Genomic DNA, 18,847 nt, shown 5'->3' with positions numbered 1-18,847 from the left:
TCGCTTCTACTCATTAGACCAGTGTGGGTGCTAGATCCAAGCCACTGATCCCCTTGATAATGTCATCCTGACATATTATGTCACTGCGTGAAAGCGAGCGGTCTCCTTATCACGCAAGAGGCTGGCTCTTTATCATCACATCGGATGAGTGATAACTCTCACTATATCAGTCTCTTATAACTGGTCATACCGATAAAAGCGAGCCCTGTCAGCTGTCACATTAGGCCCGTTCGCAATTAGTGGTCTAGATATACTGTGTATCCATACAGATGTCAGGCTTGTTATGGCCAGTCAGTTTATTGAGTTAGTTCGCCGAGAGATCAGGTTGCGCCAATACAGCATTCGCACCGAACAAAGTTATCTGTATTGGATCCGCTTCTATATTCGTTTTCACCGAATGGTACACCCTGCCCAGTTGGGGGACGATGACGTCAGAGCCTTCCTGACTTGGTTGGCCTCTGAGCGCCGGGTGGCGGCCAATACCCAGAAAGTCGCTCTCAACGCCTTGAACTTTCTTTATCGCAACGTACTGGACAGGCCCTTGGGGGAACTGGGTTTTAAGATGGCGAAAGCAAGTCGCTACCTACCGACAGTACTAACAGGCGACGAAATGGCTGCAATTTTTCGCCAGTTGCATGGCATTTACCGGCTGATCTTTCCGCTGCTCTACGGTACTGGAATGCGGATCAGCGAGTGTTTGAGGCTGCGATTACAGGACCTCGATTACCAGCGCCTCACCATTACCATTCATGATGGAAAAGGCAAAAAGGACCGGGTCACATTGATGCCTTCATCATTGTCGTGTCCTTTATACAACCAGCAAACCGAGGCTCTTAAACAGCATGAGCAGGATCTCACGGACGGGGTTGGACCATCCTTGCCTCTGGCTTTGTCCCGTAAATACCCCAATGCTTGGAGACAGACTGGCTGGATGTTCCTGTTCCCTTCCTCAAGCCTTTGCCAACACCCTCACAGTGGTGTTCTGTGTCGCCACCACCTTCATCAGACTGCGTGCAGAAAAGCCCTGAAGCAAGCAGTCGTCGCCTTACCCTACCTGCATAAAAGAGTCAGCTGCCACACCTTCCGGCACAGTTTCGCCAGCCAGTTGCTGGCGGCGGGCTACGACATAAGAACGGTGCAGGAGCTGTTGGGCCACAGCGATGTCAGGACCACCCAAATCTACACCCACCTGCTGGGCCAGCACTTCAGCGGCGTAGTCAGCCCGATGGACCGATGCTAAGCCACAGTGCTGGCCGTAATGGCTCCTGAACGGGCGACTAGCTTCCTGGCTGTCAGCCGTGCCTGCTGGGGTAGGGCTCTTGGGGCCCCTTTAAGTGAAGCGCCGGGATGGAAGCCGCGAGAGGGCAGTTGAGCCAAGGATGGCGAAACAGGTGAGTATTCGTCGGGACACGCGTACGAACCGGTGCCCGGCAAGCGGCTTACAGCACGGATTGAGCGTAACGCTGGGGTGGCCTTCTTTCGGTTCCTTTCTTTGGCCAAGCAAGAAAGGAACCCGCCCGCCGGTGCGGGAACCGGCAAACAACAAGCTGTGCCGCTGGGGCGAAGCTAGAAATGAAAGCACTGCTTTCATGCTGCTTCGCGCGAGCCTCTGGAAGGGCGAGCCGGAATGAACCACCATGGACGGCTCCAACTCGGGACTCGCTTGTAGCAGCAAACTACCAGGCAAGACCAAAACCCACGCTACCGCCCCTGGAATGCACTAATCCAGTCATCCGTGACTCGTTGTGTTCTTCCTAAACAGTCCCCTTCTATGGGTCCCGACTCTTGCCCCATCCCTGGTGGGCCTTCCGGCTCGGCCATCCGGTGATACTCAGACCTTCCATGGTCTTCGCCCTGCGGGCCATCGTCGTTGCCTCCGACGTTCAAGCCTCGGCGGCCCCAATCGTTCCTGACGAATTTGTCGAAGCTCACCCTTGCCGAGCATCAACAATAAGCCTCTGAAACCCCTAGGTAAATACCCCTGCACAAATCGCAAACAAGCGGGGAGGGCGGGGGCCTGGCCAAGGCAACAAAAAACCGGCCAGGGGGCCGGTTTTTTCAGGCTGCCGCCGAGCGGCAATCAGCGTCCATCACTTGGCAGGCTTGGCCACCAGGGAACGGGTGTCTTCGTTGGCCTCGGTGAGCTGCACCTGGATAAGGTCGGCCAGCTTGTAGCTCTCCTCGCCCTTGATGAGGATGGTGCCGGCCTCGAAGTTGACGTCCAGCTCGGCCTTGACGTCGTGGATCTGGGAGGCGGGTACGAAGGCCACGGCGCCGTTGTCCACCAGCCGCACCTTCATGCCGCCGCGGTTGACGTCGATGATCTCGGCGTCGAAGCGGGTCTCGGTACCGGCCTCGGGCCCCAGCCAGCGCACATAGAGCCAGTCGCCCATGTCGCGCTCGGCGAGGCGGTTGAGGCGGCGGTGCTCTGAGAGGTGCTCGGCCAGGCTTTCCTTGGGCTTGGCGACCTGCTCACCCTGGAGTATGGCCTTGATGATGCGGTGGTTGACCATGTCGCCGTACTTGCGGATGGGGCTGGTCCAGGTGGCGTAGGCGGGCAGGCCCAGGCCGTAGTGGGGGCCGGCTTCCAGGGTGATGGCGGCGTAGCTCTGGAAGCGGCGCAGACGGCCGTCCAGGAACTGCTTCTTCTCGGCGTCCAGCCAGCGGCGCATGGCGGCGTAGCCTTCCAGGGTGTGCACCTGGTCGATGTCCACCGGTACCTCGTACTGGGCCAGCAGGGCCTTGGCGTCTTCCAGCTTCTCGTCTTCGAAACCGTTGTGGACGTTGTAGACGCCGATGCCGCCGTGACGGCGCAGGTACTGGCCGCAGGCGACGTTGGCGGCGATCATGGCCTCTTCGACGATGCGGTTGGCGATGCGGCGCTCTTCCCTATGGACAGTGACCACGTTGCCGTCCTGGTCCAGCTCGAAGCGGTAGTCGGGCCTGTCGCCGAACACCAGGGCGTGGGCCTGGCGCCAGGCGGTGCGGGCTTCGGTGAAGTCGCGCAGAAGCTTGAGGGTGGCGGCCTGGGCCTCGTCGTCCGGCTGCCAGCCGTCCTTGCCTTCCAACCAGTCGGAGACGTTGTTGTAGACCAGCTTCTGGCGGGACTCGATCCAGGCCGGGGTGAATTCGGTGTCTTCGCCCAGGGTGCCGTCGTCGGCGACGAAGGTGCGGGCCACCAGGGCAGGGCGCTTCTCGCCGGCCTTGAGGGAGCAGAGATCGTCAGACAGCACTTCCGGCAGCATGGTGACGTTGCGGCCCGGCAGGTAGACGGTGAAGGCGCGCAGCTCGGCGGCCTGGTCCAGGTCGGAGCCGGCCACCACGTAGGCGGTGGGATCGGCGATGGCGACCCACAGCTGGTAGCCGCCCTCGACCTTCTCGACCCAGATGGCGTCGTCCATGTCCTGGGTGGAAGCCGCGTCTATGGTGGCGAAGGGAATATGGCTGAGATCCTGGCGCTCCAGGCCGTCGATGAGCGTCAGTTCGCCGTCGAACTGGGGAGCGGCCTTTTGCAGGTTGTGGCGGGCCAGGGTGACGTGCCAGGGGGCGTAGCCGTCGTTGTTGTCGGCCACCTTCTCGAGGATGTCGGCGCTGAAGCCGTTGTCACCCTTGAGGGGGTGGCGCTTGAGTTCGGCCACCACCCAGTCGCCCTGGGCCAGCTCGACCTTGAGGCCCTTGGCCGGGCGGCAGCGGATGCTGTCCTTGATGAGGGGGTGGTCCGGCACCACGTACTGGCGGTCGTCGCGCTGCTTGATGCGGCCGACGAAGCGGGTCAGGGACGGCTCCAGCAGGCTTTCCGGCTCGGCCACTTCCTTGTCCTTCTCGCTGCGTACCACCGCCTTGACCTTGTCGCCGTGGATCACCTTCTTCATGTAGGGGGGCGGCACGAAGTAGGATTCCTTGCCGTCCACATCCAGGAAGCCGAAGCCCTTGTCGGAGGCCTTGATCTGGCCCTCCACCGTCTTGAGGTTTTCGCGGATCTCGGCCTTTAGCTGGGCCAGCAGCGGGTTGTCTTTGAACATCAAGGTCGCTCTAAAAGGAAGTGCCGGCGCGCCTTGTGCCGCGCCGCTGAAAAACCCGCCCACTATAACGAAAAGCCCTGTAACAAGGCAAAGAAAAGGGCGGCTTTGACCCGCTGCCGACTGAACGAAAAGCCCGCTCCCAAGGCAAAGAAAAGGCGGGTAGGCCCGCTGCCGACTGAAAACGAAAAGCCCGCTCTCAAGGCAAAGAAAAGGCGGGGTGGCCCACTGCCGACTCAAAACGAAAAGCCCAGTCCCAAGGCAAAGGAAAGGACGGTTTGACCCGCTGCCGATTGAACGAAAAGCCCGCTCTCAAGGCAAAGAAAAGGCGGGTAGGCCCGCTGCCGACTCAAAACGAAAAGCCCGCTATCAAGGCAAGGGAAAGGGCCGCTTGACCCCGCCACGGCCTGGGTGAAAACTACCTGGCTTATGGCAGGGCAAGAGGCCTTAGCCGTGCCGAGGTGGAAGAGAAATCCCTCGGTGTCAGGGCACTTGTGCTATTGATTGATCAGCCTGTTCCAGCCAAGGAGGCTTGATGCGCTTTCCATCCTTTCTATTGGCCGCCCTGGTGGCCGGCCAAGCCCTGGCGGCCCCGGCCCAGCTGTCGCTCTGCGCCAGCTGCCACGGCAGCGACGGCCAGGGCATAGATCCCGCTGGCCCGCGCCTGGCGGGCCAATCGGCCCAGTACCTGGCCAATCAATTGCACCTCTTCCAGGCCGGTTCCCGCCAGAACCCCATCATGCAGCCCATGGCGGCCATGGTGCAGGGCGACGCCGTCCAGGAGCTGGCCGACTATTTCGCCGGCCAGAAGGTGGCCGAGCCGCCCCTGCACAAGCGCGGCGAGCAGCCGGTCATCGAGGGCATTGGCGAGAAGCTGGCCTACCAAGGGGACTGGTCGAGGGAGCTGCCGTCCTGCGTCAGCTGCCACGGCCCCTCCGGCATCGGCGGCGGCATCTTCCCGCGCCTGGCCGGCCAACAGCAGCAATACCTTGAGAACCAGCTCAGGGCCTGGCAGCAGGGCACCCGCAAGGGCGACCCCGACGGCGTCATGGCCCACTTGGCCGGCAAGCTCAGCGCCGAGGAAGTCACGGCGGTGGCCCATTACTTTGCATCGCTGAAATAGGAGGCGCCATGAAACTGCGATACCTGATATTGCTGTTGCCGGCGCTGCTGGCAAGGGCCGAGGACAAGCCCATTACGCCCAGAACCCTGGATAAGGTCCCCGCCGGCGCCTTCGGCGACAAGGTGCGCCTCGGCTACAAGCTGTTCGTGGACAGCCAGCAATTGCGCGGCAAGTTCGTGGGCAACAACCTCAACTGCGTCAATTGCCACATGGACGCGGGGCGCAAGGCAGACGCGGCGCCGCTCTGGGGCGCCTGGTTCGCGTACCCGGCTTACCGCAAGAAAAACAAGAAGATAAACACCTTCGAAGAGCGCCTGCAGGGCTGCTTCCAGTACTCGATGAACGGCAAGGCGCCGCCCCACGACAGCCCCGAGCTGGTGGCCATGTCCGCCTATGCCTACTGGCTGGGCATGGGCGGCCTGCTGGACAGCAAGGGCAGTGCCGAGGCGGTGCCGGAACTCAGCGACGAGCAGCTGCTCAAGGGCGGCCTGGACAAGGACTTCACCTTGCCCAAGGCGTTGGCGGGGATGGACTCCAAGGCGCTTTCGAAGTTGCCTGGCCGGGGCTACCCGGTGCTCAAGGCGCCGGACAACGGTGGTGACCGCCAGGCCGGCAAGGCCCTTTATGCCCAGCACTGCGCCTTCTGCCACGGCGTCGACGGCCAGGGCCAGCAGATGGGCGGCAGCACAGTGTTGCCGCCGCTCTGGGGCGCACAGAGCTTCAACTGGGGCGCCGGCATGCACAGGGTGGACACGGCGGCGGCCTTCCTGCACGCCAATATGCCGCTGGGCAAGGCCTTGCAGCTGACCGAGCAGCAGGCCTGGGATCTGGCCGCCTTCATCGACAGCCACGACAGGCCCCAGGACCCGCGCTTCAACGGCGACGTCAAGAAGACCCAGGAGGCTTTCCACAAGCACAAGGGATTCTACGGCCAGAGCCTGGACGGCGCGCCGCCCCTCGGCAGCCAGTCGCCCCCCAACATGCCAAAAGCGCAATAACAAAGGCGCCCCAGGGCGCCTTTTTCATGGCCGAGAAGGCGACTCAGGGGGTCAGCAGGCTGTAGCCCTGCTGCTGCAGTATGGTCAGTTCGGTAAGGGCCGACAGCGCCTTGGTGACGTCCCCGCGCAGCTCCTCGTCGCCGTAGTCGTGGGCGGCGTAGGCCTGGCCGCAGACGTAGATCTTGACCCCGGCCTTGGCCAGCTCGTCGAGCAGGGCCGCCGAGCCGTCTTTTTCCTTGAAGCGCTTTTCATGGGCGGCGTCTGACAGGGCATGGCGGGTGGCGGGGCCGTGCAGCACCACCGCCAGCTCCATGTCTTTCGGCTTGAGGCCGACCTGGGCGTGCATGTTGAGGTAGCGGGCCACGGATTCGAGGCGGCGGTCCAGCTCGCCGGGGGCCGGAGCCTCGATGATGTCGAAGACCGCCTTCAGGTGCACGCCGGCCGGCAGGGGGGCTGCGTGCTTGACGGTGAAGACGGGGCCGTAATCTTTGATGATGGGCCCCATGGTGGTGGCGGCCGCCAGGGCGATGCTGAGCATGGACTTTCCTTAGTTGTGCAGGGTCAGGGTAAAGAGATCGCGGCGCCTGTCCTTGAGGTTGCGCACCGAGCCTTCGGAGCGCACCACCTTGAGGCGGTCGAGATCCAGGTCCGAGAAGAGGATCATCTCGGTGTTCGGGGTGGCCTCGGCCATGACGGCGTCATGGGGGAAGGCGAAATCGGACGGGCTGAACACGGCGGACTGGGCGTACTGCACGTCCAGGCTTTCCACCTGGGGAAGGTTGCCGACAGAGCCGCACACCACCACGTAGCATTCGTTCTCGATGGCCCTGGCCTGGGCGCAGTGGCGCACCCGCAGGTAGGCGTTCTTGGTGTCTGTCCAGAAGGGCACGAAGAGCACCTCCAGGCCCTGGTCGGCGAGGATGCGGCCGAGCTCAGGGAACTCCACGTCGTAACAGATGAGGATCCCCACCTTGCCGGCGTCGGTGTCGAAGGCCGCCACCGCATGGCCCCCCTCTATGACCCAGTCGCGGCGCTCGTGGGGGGTGATGTGCAGCTTGTACTGCACCTCGGTGGAGCCGTCGCGGCGGCAGAGGTAGGCGACGTTGAACAGCTCCTTGCCTTCCAGCAGCGGCATGGAGCCGGTGATGATGTTGATGTTGTAGCTCACCGCCATCTGGGAGAGCTGTTGGCGAAAGTGGTCGGTGAAGCTGGCCAGGTAGCGGATGGCCTCCTGCTGTTGGGTGGTGTTGGCCAGACCCATCAACGGCGCGTTGAAGAATTCGGGGAAGACCACAAAGTCGGACTTGTAGTCGGAGACGGCGTCGACGAAGTATTCCACCTGCTTGAGCACCGCCTCGGCACTGTGGAACTCGCGCATCTGCCACTGCACGGCGCCGATGCGCACCTGGCGCTTCTGGCTGAGGGGCTTTTCCTCGGGGTCGAAGAGGATGTTGGACCATTCCAGCAAGGTGGCGTAGCCCTGGGAGCGTTTGTCCTCCGGCAGGTACTGGCGCAGCAGGCGCTTGACCTGGAAGTCGTTGGCCAGCTGGAAGGAGAGGATGGGGTCGTAGATGGCCTTGCGGTCCACTTCCTCTATGTATTGGGCCGGGCTCAGGTTGTCGGCGTGCAGGTGGTAGTTGACGATGCGCCCGCCGGCCAGGATGGCGCGCAGGTTCAGGCCCCGGCACAGCTCCTTGCGGGCCTCGTAGAGGCGGCGCCCCAGGCGGTAGCCGCGGTATTCGGGGTCGATGAAGATGTCCAGGCCATAGAGGGCGTCGCCGTCCTCGTCGTGGGCTATGGTCATGCGGTTGGTGATGAGGTCGTCGTAGGTGTGGGGGTTGGAAAAACGCTTGTAGTCGACCTGGACGGTGAGGGCCACGGCCACCAACTGGCCCTGGTCTTCGATGCAGATCTGCCCTTCGGGAAACTGGTCGATAAGGGTGGCGATGGTGTGTCTTGGCCAGGAGCCACCGATGTCGGGGTAAACCTTGTCCATCAATACCTTGAGAGCGGGGAAATCTTCCTTGTTGAGCTCGCGGACTTTCAGTATCAGATCATCTGTGCTCATGGCTTTTCCTCTGGCCAGCGTCCTTCCACGCTAACCCAAAATGTTGCCTTTGTCACAAAGACACTTGGCAGATCGCGGCCTTAAGTAGTTTGAGATGATATTCAGCCTGGTCGCCAGGCGAGCTAGTTTGTCATCAGCCCCTAGAAGTGAAGACAGGCACCATGAAAACTTCAATATGTGCGGGCCTGGTGGCGGTACTGCTGCTGGCAGGCTGTGATGCGAATCCCAAGGCCAGATCCCAGGTCAAGGCTCCGGAAACGACGGTGGAAAAGGCCGCACCTGAGGCGACGCCCCAGGCCAAGGCTGGCACATTGTCAGACGAGTTGAGCCCACGCCAGTTGGCCCTGGCCATGACCTTGCTGGACGCGCCCCTGCACTATGCCCCCGGGCGTTACAGCCAGTTCATGGTGCCCACCAATAAAGACAGCTTCCCGCTGGTGCTGGGCCGCAAGACAGGCAGGCCCCTGGCCGCCGCCGGCATCAGCCAGCAGGGCCGCCGCTACATCGCCTTCGGCACAGTGCCGGTCAGCTATGAGCTCCAGTCCTTCCACCACAACCTCCAGGAAATGGTGGGCTGGTTGCTGTCTGGCCAGCCTGGCCTGGTCTACAAGCCGGGTGCCGTGGTGGCCACCCTCTACCTGGGGGCCCAGGAGTCCAAGGTCACCAGTTGGCTGCGCCACAACATGAAGGACGTCGCCCTGGTGCGCTGCGAGGTGCTGGGGCTCAAAGAGTGCCTGTCTGCCGCCGATCTGGTGGTGACAGGTGCCGAAGGTGACGGCAAGCAGGCCAAGGAGCTGGTGGCCATGCTGGCCCAGCGCGCCAAGCTGCCGATACTCTATTTCCATACGCCTTATTGGAAGGAAAGCGAATTCGCCACCACCATGCTCGATAGCATGCACCTCAAGCAGGGCGAGGCCGGCGGCAACTACTGGGCCCAGGACGCCGCCAACTGGGATAACCTGGGCGACATGTTCCAGACCCGCCTGGCCATGAACGCGCCCAAAGACGAAGGCAACAGATCCGAATAAAAAAGCGCCCTAGAGGGCGCTCAAGGAAGAGGGTAGGGCAGCTTCGGCTGCCCTTTTTTATGCCTGTGCTGTGGTGAGGCATTGCCTCAAAGGGATAAAGAAAAAGGGCCGGCAATGCCGGCCTTTCTGTTCGCCTCACTCGTAGCGCAGCGCTTTGATGGGGGGCAGGTTGGCGGCCTTGCCCGGTTACAGGCAGTGGCTGCCGGCCTTTTTGTTGGCATCACTCGTAGCGCAGCGCTTCGATGGGATGCAAGTTGGCCGCCTTGCCCGGTGACAGGCAGCGGCTGCCGGCCTTTTAGTTTGCCTCACTCATAGCGCAACGCTTCGATGGGATGCAGGTTGGCAGCCTTGCCCGGTTACAGCAGCGGCTGCCGGTCTTTTAGTTTGCCTCACTCGTAGCGCAGGGCTTCGATGGGATGCAGGTTGGCCGCCTTGATGGCCGGCAGCATGCCGAACAGCACACCCACACAGGCGGAGAAGCTCAAGGACAGGGCCACGGCCCACCAGGGCACGGTGGCGCCGGGCAGGGAGGGGATCATGGCCGTCACCAGGGCCGCCAGGCCATAGCCCAGCACCAGGCCTATGACCCCGCCCAGCAGGCACAGCAGCACCGCCTCGGCCAGGAACTGCCAGAGGATGTGGCTGCGGGTCGCTCCCAGGGCCTTCAAGATCCCGATCTCCCGGGTGCGCTCTGTGACCGACACCAGCATGATGTTCATGATGCCGATGCCCCCCACCAGCAGCGAGACCCCCACCACGCCGGCGGCCACCATGGTGGTGGTGCCGGTGATCTTGCCGACCTGCTCCTGCATCTGCTTGGCGGTCTGTAGCTCGAAGTCGTCGGGGTCGCCCTTGGCCAGGTGGTGGTTGCGCCTGAGCAGCCTTTTCAGCTGATCCATGATCTGCGGCTGCTTGGAGAGATCGTCCATGGCCATGGCGATGGAGAGGTTAGGGGTGCTGACGAACCCCTGCAGGGCCCGGGCCGTTGCGAAGGGGACCAGAACCTGGTCGTCCTGGTCGAAGCCGAAGATCTTCCCCTTCTCTTCCAGCACGCCGATGATCTTGAACCACTCCTGGCCCAGCTGCAGGTATTGGCCCACCGGGTTGCCCTGGATCTTGAGGTTGTCCACCACCGTCTTGCCCAGCACCGCCACCCGGCGGCGGTACTGCTCGTCGCTCTTGGAGAAGAAACGGCCCTGGGTGGTGTAGACGCTGTAGAGATCCTGGAAGGCGTAGCCGGTGCCGGAGACGATGGTGCTGGCCTTGCGGCCCTGGTAGTTGAGGGTGCTGATGCCGCCCACCAGGGGGGTGGTGACGGTGACACTGTTGACGCCGCTCAGGTTGTTCTTGATGCTCTCCAGATCCTGGTCGGTGAGCTTGGCGAAGTTGCCGGTGATCCTGTCCTTGAGGGGCGTCGAGGCCCGCACCGACAAGAGGTTGGTGCCCATGCCCTCCATCTGCTTGTTGATGCTGGCGGTCAGGCCCTGCACCACGGCCACCACGGCGATGACAGAGGCGATGCCGATGACGATGCCGAGGGTGGTGAGCACGGAGCGCAGGCCGTGGGCGCGGATGGCGCTGACCGCGGCCCTCAGGCTCTCGAGGCCTATGGCGATGACGTTAGACAAGGCGGGCTCCCTCCCTGTGCAGCGGGTAATGGCCGCCGGCTGTGCCAACGGTCGGCGACGGAAAGTCTTGCCCTGTGATGAAGATGTCAGACAACGCGGGAGCCCTCTCCGTCGACCAGGCTGTCGCTGGTGATGACGCCGTCCATGACCTTGACCACCCTGTCGCAGTGGTTGGCGATATCCTGCTCGTGGGTGACTACCACTATGGTCTGGCCGTCTCTGTGCAGCTCGTCGAACAGGGCCATGATGTCCCTCGTTGTCTGGGAGTCCAGGTTACCGGTGGGCTCGTCCGCCAGCAGTATGGCCGGGCGGGTCACCAGTGCCCGGGCTATGGCCACCCGTTGGCGCTGGCCGCCAGAGAGCTGGTTAGGCCTGTGCTGGGCGCGCTCGGCCAGGCCGACCTTGGTCAGGGCCTCCAGGGCCAGCCTGCGCCGCTCGGCCAGGCCCAGGCCGCGGTAGACCAGGGGCTGGGCGACGTTGTCCAGGGCCGAGGCCCTGGGCAGCAGGTTGAAACTCTGGAAGATGAAGCCGATCTGCTGGTTGCGTACTGCGGCCAGGGCCCCCTGGTCCAGCTTGGCCACGTCCTGGCCTCCCAGCCAGTAGTGCCCCTCGGTGGGCACGTCCAGGCAACCGAGGATGTTGAGCAGGGTGGACTTGCCTGAGCCGGAGGGGCCTATGATGGCCAGGTAGTCGTTCTGGCGGACATTGAGCTCGATGCCGCGCAGGGCCCAGAAGGCCTCACCGGCCATGGCGAAGGCCTTCTTGATGCCCTCGAGGCGGATCACATCAGCCATTGGCGGCAACCTTGTCCCCGTCCTTGAGGCCCTTGAGGGCCCGGGCCGGGCCACGCACCAGCTGCTCACCTTCGGCCAGGCCCTGGGTCACCACCTGCTGGGTGTCGTCGGACAGCCCCAGGCCCAGGGCGACGCGGTGGGCGATACCGTCCTTGACGCTCATGGCGAAGGGCTTGTCGTCGGCGTCGTAGCGCACCGCTTCCAGGGGCACCAGCAGCACGTCCTTGGCGGTCTGGGTGAAGATCTCGGCGCGGCAGCTCATGCCGGGCCTGATGGCCTTGCCCTTGAGGTCATCGAGCAGGATCTTGACCTTGAAGCTCATGCCTTGGCGGCCCACGGCCTGGCGGGCCGTGGTGGCGATGGATTCGACCTTGCCGGCGAGGGCGGTATCGGGGAAGGCCACGGCGTAGATGTCGGCGTCCTGGCCCAGCTTGACGCCGGCGATGTCCGCCTCGTCCACTTCCACTTCGGTAAGGATGGCGGAGGTGTCGGCCAGGGTCATCAGGCTGGAGCCGACGATGTTGGTGGTGCCGGGAATGACGGTTTCACCCACCTTGACGTCCACGGCCGTGACCACACCGTCCATGGGGGCGATGAAGCGGGTCTTGGCCAGCAGCTCCTTGACCCTGTCCAGCTCGGCCTGGGCCTGGTTGAGGGCTTGTTCCTTGTTCTGGAGATCAATCTTGGCCAGGGTCAGTTCGGACTTGGCGGTCTCGAAGGCGTCGGTGTCCAGCAGGCCCTTGGCGTGCAGGGCCACCTTGCGGTCAACCTGGCGGCCCAGGGTCTCCAGGTAGCTCTGCTGGCGCTCTATGGCGATGCGGCTCTGGTTGACGTAGGCGGTCTGGGCGTCCACCTGGGCCTGGTAGCTCTGGGGATCCAGGGCCAGCAGCAGCTGGCCTTTCTTGACGTGATCCCCTTCCTCCACCAGCACCTGCTTGACGATGCCAGAGACCTCGGAGCGCAGCTGCACCTGTTCGCGGTAGGCCAGCTTACCCGAAGCCAGCACCGAGTGCTTGAGGGTGCCTTTCTCGGCCTTGACCAGATCCACCTTGACGCCGGCTTGGCCCTGGCCGACCTTGGCCCAGACCAACAAGGCGCCCAGCCCCAATATGGCCAGGCCTATCAGAAGACGGCGCATCTCAACTTCCCTTGACGACGAGGACCAGGGCCCAGATGCCGTAGATGACCACGTAGGGCAGGGCGGCGATGACCCAGGCGCGGGCCTTGTCTATCTTGGTCCAGAGCTGGATGCCGAGGCCGGTCAGGAACAGGCTCCAGATGCTGAAGAGGCCGAAGGTGGTGGCGAAACTCTGCCAGGGGTGGCCCGGGGGCAGGTTGAGGATGCCGTTGAGGCTCAGCATGTTGAGGCTGTTCAGATCCGGCACTGTGCTGGAGGCCAGTACCAGTACGAAGGACAGCACAGTACCTATGATCTCCGGGAAATGGGCCCAGACGGTCAGGGCGAACCAGTCCGGGAAGCTGCGGATATTCTCAGGATCCACCTTGGTGGCGAACATCAGGTAGAGGCCCTGCATGCAGAACATCAGCAGCGAGAAGAGGCTGAAGAAGAGGGTGCTGGTCACCAGCACCGTATGGGGAGTCAGGAAGTTGGCGGCCTGTTCCTTTTCGGCCGGGCTGCGATCGCCCATGGCGGCCAGCATCTGCTCCTTGATGGACTCAAAGTCGTGGCCCAGGAAGTAGAAACACAGGAAAGCGATGGGCAGGCCCATGTAAAGAAGGAAGGGCAGGAAGGTCCAGTATTTACTGTCCTTGACGCCGTTCAGTGCCCGGCTGGGGGCGACAAAGATGTCCAGCACGGCCGCAAAGGGTGAAGAGCTTTGCATGGGGTGACTCCTTTATTGTGTTCTGTGGTGCGGGGTTTCGCACTGTCCTCTGCCGGAGTTTCCCGGCTGTGGCGCGCCCCGTCAAGGCGCTGGCCCTGTTGTTTACAGTTTGTAACAGCTTATGGATGCAGAGTATTTTGCTACAGGTGATGATAAGGCAACCCGTTGAGCAGGAGCTAAAGGATGATCAAGGTAACAGGGCTGGCCAAGCGTTTTGCGGTGGCCGATCCCAAGAAACTCACGGAAGAGGAGAAGATGGACCCCCGCCTCAAGGGCCGTTTCTTCCATTCAGTCCGATCCATCGACTTCGAATGCCAACAGGGCCAGGTGCTGGGTCTGCTGGGCCCCAACGGCGCCGGCAAGACCACGACCTTGCGGATGCTGTCCTCGGCCATCAAGCCGGACGCCGGCAGCATAGTCGTCGGTGGCATCGACGTGGTGCGCGACCCGGCCGCCGCCCGCAAGGAGATAGGTTTCCTTTCCTCCAGCACCGGCCTCTACGGCCGCCTCACCGCCTATGAGAACGTCGCCTACTTTGGCCGTATGCACGGCCTGGAAGGGGAAGCCCTGGAGCAGCGACTGGCCGGGCTCTTCGAGCTCCTGGACATGAAGGCCTTCCTGCACCGCCGCGCCGATCAGATGTCGTCCGGCATGAAGCAGCGCACCTCCATCGCCCGGGCCCTCGTGCATGAGCCCAAGGTCCTTATCCTGGACGAGCCCACCACTGGCCTCGACATCATGGCTACCGAAACGGTGCTGACGGTGGTGCGCCACCTCAAGGACAAGGGCGTGCCGGTGATCTTCTCCACCCACCACCTGGACGAGGTGGCGGCCCTGTGCGACAGGGTGGTGGTCATCGACAAGGGCGAGACGGTGTTCAACGACAGCCTGGCGCGCTTTGCCGCCCAGAATGGCGACCTGCGCCAGGCCTTGTTGAATCTGGTGGTGAGCAGGGAGGCGGCCTGAGATGTGGACCCTTTACCGGAAAGAACTGCTGGAACTGGTGCGTGACAGGAAGACGCTGTTTTTCGCCATCGCCATGCCGCTGCTGATCTTCCCCCTGATCTTCGGGGGCATAGGCTTCATCACCGCCAAGCAGATCAAGAAGGCCGAGACCCAGGAACTGCGCATCGCCTTCACCCGTGAACTGCCCGAGGTGGCGGCGGCTTTCACCGCCAAGGACAACTTCAAGGTGCTCAAGGGCGTCGACCTGAGCGACATCCGCGGCGCCATCCGCGGTGACAAGGTGGACGTGGTGCTGGTGGTGCCGGCCGAATACGACGGCAAGCAGCCCAGCCAAAGCCAATGGCAGCTCTACTTCAACGACGCCTCCAGCATCAAGTCGGTGATGAGCCGGGTGGAGAAGGCGCTGGCGCCTCTGGAAGACAGCCTCAAGAGCCGTTACGCCGGCGGCCTCGGCATCAGCGAGCAGGTGCGCCTGGCCCTGGCCGAGCCCTTCGTGCTCAAGAAGGTATCGGTGGCGGACAAGCGCGAGTCCATCGGCGAACATATCGGTGGCTTCCTGCCCTATGTGCTCTTTTTCACCTGCCTGATGGGGGCCATGATGCCGGCCATCGATCTTGGCGCCGGTGAAAAGGAGAGGGGCACCCTGGAAACCCTACTGCTGTCGCCTGTGCCGCGCACCCAACTGGTGCTGGGCAAGTTCCTGGTGGTGTTCACCACGGCCGTGCTGGCGTCATTGCTGTCGGTGCTGAGCTTCGCCCTCTGGGGCCTGCTCATAGGCCAGCATTTCGCCATCGAGGCCATCGTCAAGGTGTTCTCCTCCATAGGCCCGGGGGACGTGGCCCTGGTGCTGCTGATGCTGATCCCCATCGCCGCCATCTTCGCCTCCGCCATGCTGACCCTGTCGGTCTATGCCCGCAGCTACAAGGAAGCCCAGAACTACATGGGCATGCTTAACCTGCCGCTGATCATGCCGATAGTGGTGGCCATGCTGCCCGGCGTGACCCTGGACGCCCACTGGGCCCTGGTGCCCATCACCAACGTAGCCCTGGCCATCAAGGAGATATTGAAGGGCACCATAGACTACGGCCTGCTGTGGTTGATCCTGGCCTCCACCCTGGTGATAGCGGGGCTGCTGATCAGCTTCTGCGTCTACTGCTTTAGGCAGGAGAAGGTGTTGTTCCGCTGATAAAAAAGGGCGCCGATGGCGCCCTTTCCATTCACGTCTTTTACTTGCCCCCGGCCGCAAGGTCCGGCTGGGTTTTTTTGACGAGCCGGTCTATGGTGGCCTGCTGGGAGGCGAGGTTCAGCTTGTCCACCTCCCCCTGCATCTGCAGATCCAGGTTCTCCTGGGTGATCTGGCCTATCTGGTACTGCTGGAAGGCGTTAAAGCCCACCGAGGCCACAAAGAGCAGGCCTATCACCAGCAGGGCGTCGAGGTGGAGGGTGAATTTCTTCTTCAGCATGGGTGTTTCTCTTGCTTGCCTGGCCCCAACTTAGCAAAGCAGGCCAGGGCCGGCCAAGGCATGGCGGCCATTAAAAAGCCCGGCCAAGCCGGGCTTCTTGTCACCTGAAACTCTGCACCAGCAGCCCCGCTATCAGCACTGGGCAGATCCATTTCACATACCAGCGCCAGAAGGCCAGGGCGCGGCTGTCTGCCAGGGCGCTGCTGCCCTCGGCCAGGGACTCGAGGCAGCGCTTTTGCTGCCACACCCAACCGGTGAAGAGGCACAGCAGCAGGCCGATGAAGGGCTGCAGGTACTGGGTGGAGAGGCTGATGACGAAGCCGAACAGCAGGTTGAACTGCCAGAGGATAAGCGCCGCCAGGGCGCTGACCCCCAGGCTGATGACCAACGCCGCCTGTTTGCGGTCAAGGCGGGTCTCCTCGACCACGAAACTCACCGGCAGCTCCAGTATGTTGATGGAGGAGGTGATGGCCGCTATGCCCATCAGCGCGAAGAAGGCCAGGGCCACCCAGGGCCCCAGCATTCCCAGCTTGGCAAAGAGCGCCGGCAGGAGGTCGAACACCAGGGTCGAGGAGGACACCAGGGAGCCGTCGGCGCCGTGGATGTTGACCCCCAGGTTCTGGGCCGCGTACATGGCCGGCAGTATCAGGAGCCCGGCCAGGAAGGCGACGCTGGTGTCCACCAGGGTCACCGACAGGGCCAGCCCCGGCAGGCTGCTGTCGGGCTTGAGGTAGGAGCCGTAGACCATCATGGCGCCCACCCCCAATCCCAAGGAGAAAAAGGCCTGGCCTGTGGCGGAGAGCAGCAGGGCAGGATCTGCCAGGCGGCTGAGATCCGGGGTCAGGTAGCGGGCCAGGCCGTCCAGGGCGCCGTCCTGGGTCAGCATGAAGGCGATGAGGGCCAACAGCAGCGCGAACAGCATGGGCATCAGCCGCCTTGACCAGTCTTCCAGGCCCTGGCTGACGCCGCGCATCACCACTGCCGCCGTCATGGCCATGAAGATGAGCATGAACAGCAGGTTACGGCCGAAACCGAAATGTTCCGACCAGGTCGCAGCGCCGTCCAGGGTCGCCAGCCTGAAGCCGGCGCCCAGCAGGTAGCTCAGCAGCCAGCCGGCGACTATGGCATAGAAGGACAGCACCAGGCAGACGGTGAAGATGCCGCCAAGGGCGGTGGCCACCGCCAGCTTGCGTTCAACACCGTTCCTGGCCAGCTTCATCAGGCTGCGCACCGAGTTGGCCTGGCCGTGGCGGCCGATCAGCAGCTCGGCCACCAGCACCGGGTAGGCCAGGGCGAAGACCAGCAACAGGTAGACCAGCAGGAAGGCGCCGCCGCCGTGTTGGGCTGCCTGGGTGGGAAAGCCCCAGATGTTGCCAAGGCCCACGGCGGCGCCGGCGGCGGCCAGCACGAAGCCGAGGCGGGAACTGAATTGTCCGCGATTGTTGGTGGTCATCAGGCGCTCTGGATCATGACAAGGAGGATAAGCAGGGGGCAGACCAGCTTCACATAGCTGGGCCAGAGCCGCCAGAACCAGGAGCTGGCGAAGGCTTTGTCTTCTTCGGCCAGGGCCTTGAGCAGGCCGTCACGGCGCCACAGCCAGCCCACGAAGAGGCAGAACATCAGCCCCAGCAGCGGCTGGGCGTATTGGGTCACCACTTTCACCACCAGGCCGAACAGCCAGCTGAACTGCCAGCAGATGAGGGCCATCAGCACCAGTACGGCCCCCAGCACCAGGCCGCTGGCCTGGCGGCGGCTGCTGCCGGTGCGGGCCACCAGGGAGGCGGTGGGCACTTCCAGCATGGACAGGGTGGAGGTCAGCGCCGCCACCGTCAGCAGCAGGAAAAAGCCCAGGGACAGCAGCTGGCCGGCGGCGCCGAGGCTGTCGAAGAGCCGGGGGAAGAGGTCGAAGACCAGGGTGTCGGAGGAGATGAGCTGGCCTTTGGCGTCGAGGATCTGCAGGCCCTGGGCCTTGGCCACGTACATGGCCGGCAGCACCAGCAGGCCGGCCAGGAAGGCGATGCCGGAATCGATGAGGGTGACCTGCAGGCCGAGCCTGGGCAGGGAGGCGTCGCGGTCCAGGTAGCTGGCGTAGACCATCATCACGCAGACCCCGATGGACAGGGAGAAGAAGGCCTGGCCGGTGGCGGCCAGCCAAAGGCCCGGATCCTTGAGTTTTTGGGGATCCGGCGTCAGGTAGGCGGTCAGCCCCTCGCTGCCACCGGGCAGGGTCAGCACGTAGCAGGCCAGCACCACCAGCACCACCAGCAGGGCCGGCATCAGCCGCCGGGACCACTTCTCAATCCCTTCCTGCAGGCCGCGCTGCACCACGTACCAAGTCAAGAGGCCGAAGAGGCTGCCCAGCACCAGATTGCGGCCCAGGCTGAAGTGGGTCAGCCAGGGCCAGTCGAGCCCCAGCAGTTTGAGCACCGCATCCCCCATGTAGCCCAGCAGCCAGCCGGCGATGATGAGGTAGAAACTCAAGATGGCACTCACCGCCAGGAGCCCCAGCACTCCGGTCAGCCTGCCGAGGCCCCCGGCCAGGGAGCCGAGATCGGCGATGGGCTCCTGGTGGCCGCGCCGCCCTATGGCCATTTCCGCCACCAGGGCCGGGTAGGCCAGGGCAAAGACCAGCAACAGGTAGAGCAGCAGGAAGGCGCCGCCGCCATGCTGGGCGGCCTGGGTGGGAAAGCCCCAGATGTTGCCAAGGCCCACGGCGGAACCGGCCGCCGTCAGGACGAAGCCGAGGCGGCTCGAGAATTGGGTTTTAACCATTTTTAACAAGGATTTAAAAAAACGATGCCGCATCATACCCATCTGCTTCGGGCGGCGTCCATTCGGCGGGGTAGCATTCGAATTTTTGGAAAGGTAGTGGCGATTTTTAGCAATTTTCTTTTGCTTTATGGAAGGTAAAGTGAG

Annotated in this window: 16 protein-coding genes; 6 read left to right on the top strand and 10 right to left on the bottom strand. The window is 63.1% G+C overall.

Features of this window, described 5'->3' with window-relative positions; translation table 11 throughout:
* The first annotated feature begins 283 nt into the window (after positions 1–283).
* Positions 284–1,240 carry an integron integrase gene (locus tag PVT67_RS09970; RefSeq protein ID WP_301493351.1) on the top strand — a complete coding sequence of 319 codons (957 nt, stop codon included), beginning with the start codon at positions 284–286 and terminating at the stop codon, positions 1,238–1,240.
* Between the two features lie 850 nt (positions 1,241–2,090).
* On the opposite strand, the gene PVT67_RS09965 is transcribed toward PVT67_RS09970, so the two are convergent.
* Complete coding sequence (locus tag PVT67_RS09965) at positions 2,091–4,022, bottom strand: exoribonuclease II (RefSeq protein WP_301493349.1); 1,932 nt, start codon at positions 4,020–4,022, stop codon at positions 2,091–2,093.
* Positions 4,023–4,554: 532 nt separating this feature from the next.
* On the opposite strand from PVT67_RS09965, the gene PVT67_RS09960 reads away from it, so the two are divergent.
* Positions 4,555–5,142 carry a c-type cytochrome gene (locus tag PVT67_RS09960; RefSeq protein ID WP_301493347.1) on the top strand — a complete coding sequence of 196 codons (588 nt, stop codon included), beginning with the start codon at positions 4,555–4,557 and terminating at the stop codon, positions 5,140–5,142.
* Between the two features lie 8 nt (positions 5,143–5,150).
* A complete protein-coding gene (locus tag PVT67_RS09955; RefSeq protein ID WP_301493345.1) occupies positions 5,151–6,140 on the top strand; it encodes a c-type cytochrome in 990 nt (329 codons plus the stop codon).
* A 43-nt stretch (positions 6,141–6,183) separates the two neighbouring features.
* Here PVT67_RS09955 and PVT67_RS09950 read toward each other — a convergent pair whose 3' ends face one another.
* Both PVT67_RS09950 and PVT67_RS09945 read right to left on the bottom strand, forming a co-directional pair.
* Positions 6,184–6,678, bottom strand: coding sequence for a DsrE family protein (locus PVT67_RS09950; protein ID WP_301493344.1), 495 nt, complete (start codon positions 6,676–6,678; stop codon positions 6,184–6,186).
* 9 nt (positions 6,679–6,687) lie between these two features.
* Complete coding sequence (locus PVT67_RS09945; protein WP_301493342.1) at positions 6,688–8,208, bottom strand: bifunctional GNAT family N-acetyltransferase/carbon-nitrogen hydrolase family protein; 1,521 nt, start codon at positions 8,206–8,208, stop codon at positions 6,688–6,690.
* A 161-nt stretch (positions 8,209–8,369) separates the two neighbouring features.
* Here PVT67_RS09945 and PVT67_RS09940 point away from each other — a divergent pair, with 161 nt between their 5' ends.
* On the top strand, positions 8,370–9,236 hold the full coding sequence (locus PVT67_RS09940; protein ID WP_301493340.1) for a hypothetical protein: 867 nt from the start codon (positions 8,370–8,372) through the stop codon (positions 9,234–9,236).
* Positions 9,237–9,625: 389 nt separating this feature from the next.
* Here PVT67_RS09940 and PVT67_RS09935 read toward each other — a convergent pair whose 3' ends face one another.
* The 4 genes from PVT67_RS09935 to PVT67_RS09920 form a co-directional block, all read right to left on the bottom strand.
* Positions 9,626–10,864, bottom strand: coding sequence for an ABC transporter permease (locus tag PVT67_RS09935; RefSeq protein WP_301493339.1), 1,239 nt, complete (start codon positions 10,862–10,864; stop codon positions 9,626–9,628).
* Positions 10,865–10,950: 86 nt separating this feature from the next.
* Entirely contained in the window at positions 10,951–11,658 is a 708-nt protein-coding gene (locus tag PVT67_RS09930; RefSeq protein WP_301493338.1) for an ABC transporter ATP-binding protein, read from the bottom strand.
* Positions 11,651–12,796: an efflux RND transporter periplasmic adaptor subunit gene (locus tag PVT67_RS09925; RefSeq protein WP_301493337.1), complete on the bottom strand. Its 1,146-nt coding sequence runs from the start codon at positions 12,794–12,796 to the stop codon at positions 11,651–11,653. Before PVT67_RS09925 ends, PVT67_RS09930 begins: the two co-directional genes overlap by 8 nt.
* A 1-nt stretch (position 12,797) precedes the next feature.
* A complete protein-coding gene (locus PVT67_RS09920; RefSeq protein WP_301493335.1) occupies positions 12,798–13,502 on the bottom strand; it encodes a YIP1 family protein in 705 nt (234 codons plus the stop codon).
* Positions 13,503–13,685: 183 nt separating this feature from the next.
* Here PVT67_RS09920 and PVT67_RS09915 point away from each other — a divergent pair, with 183 nt between their 5' ends.
* On the top strand, positions 13,686–14,468 hold the full coding sequence (locus tag PVT67_RS09915; RefSeq protein ID WP_301493334.1) for an ATP-binding cassette domain-containing protein: 783 nt from the start codon (positions 13,686–13,688) through the stop codon (positions 14,466–14,468).
* A 1-nt stretch (position 14,469) separates the two neighbouring features.
* Positions 14,470–15,654, top strand: coding sequence for an ABC transporter permease (locus PVT67_RS09910; RefSeq protein WP_301493333.1), 1,185 nt, complete (start codon positions 14,470–14,472; stop codon positions 15,652–15,654).
* Between the two features lie 40 nt (positions 15,655–15,694).
* Here PVT67_RS09910 and PVT67_RS09905 read toward each other — a convergent pair whose 3' ends face one another.
* From PVT67_RS09905 to PVT67_RS09895, 3 genes are all read right to left on the bottom strand, one after another.
* Positions 15,695–15,931 (bottom strand): hypothetical protein, encoded by a 237-nt coding sequence (locus tag PVT67_RS09905; protein ID WP_301493332.1) that lies wholly within the window; start codon positions 15,929–15,931, stop codon positions 15,695–15,697.
* Between the two features lie 100 nt (positions 15,932–16,031).
* Positions 16,032–17,384 (bottom strand): sodium-dependent transporter, encoded by a 1,353-nt coding sequence (locus PVT67_RS09900; RefSeq protein ID WP_301493330.1) that lies wholly within the window; start codon positions 17,382–17,384, stop codon positions 16,032–16,034.
* Positions 17,384–18,703: a sodium-dependent transporter gene (locus PVT67_RS09895; protein WP_301493329.1), complete on the bottom strand. Its 1,320-nt coding sequence runs from the start codon at positions 18,701–18,703 to the stop codon at positions 17,384–17,386. Before PVT67_RS09895 ends, PVT67_RS09900 begins: the two co-directional genes overlap by 1 nt.
* Between the last annotated feature and the right edge of the window lie 144 nt (positions 18,704–18,847).

The sequence above is a fragment of the Gallaecimonas kandeliae genome (genome assembly GCF_030450055.1).
GTDB classification, from domain to species: Bacteria; Pseudomonadota; Gammaproteobacteria; order Enterobacterales; family Gallaecimonadaceae; genus Gallaecimonas; species Gallaecimonas kandeliae.
This window is presented reverse-complemented; position numbering and strand designations above follow the sequence as displayed.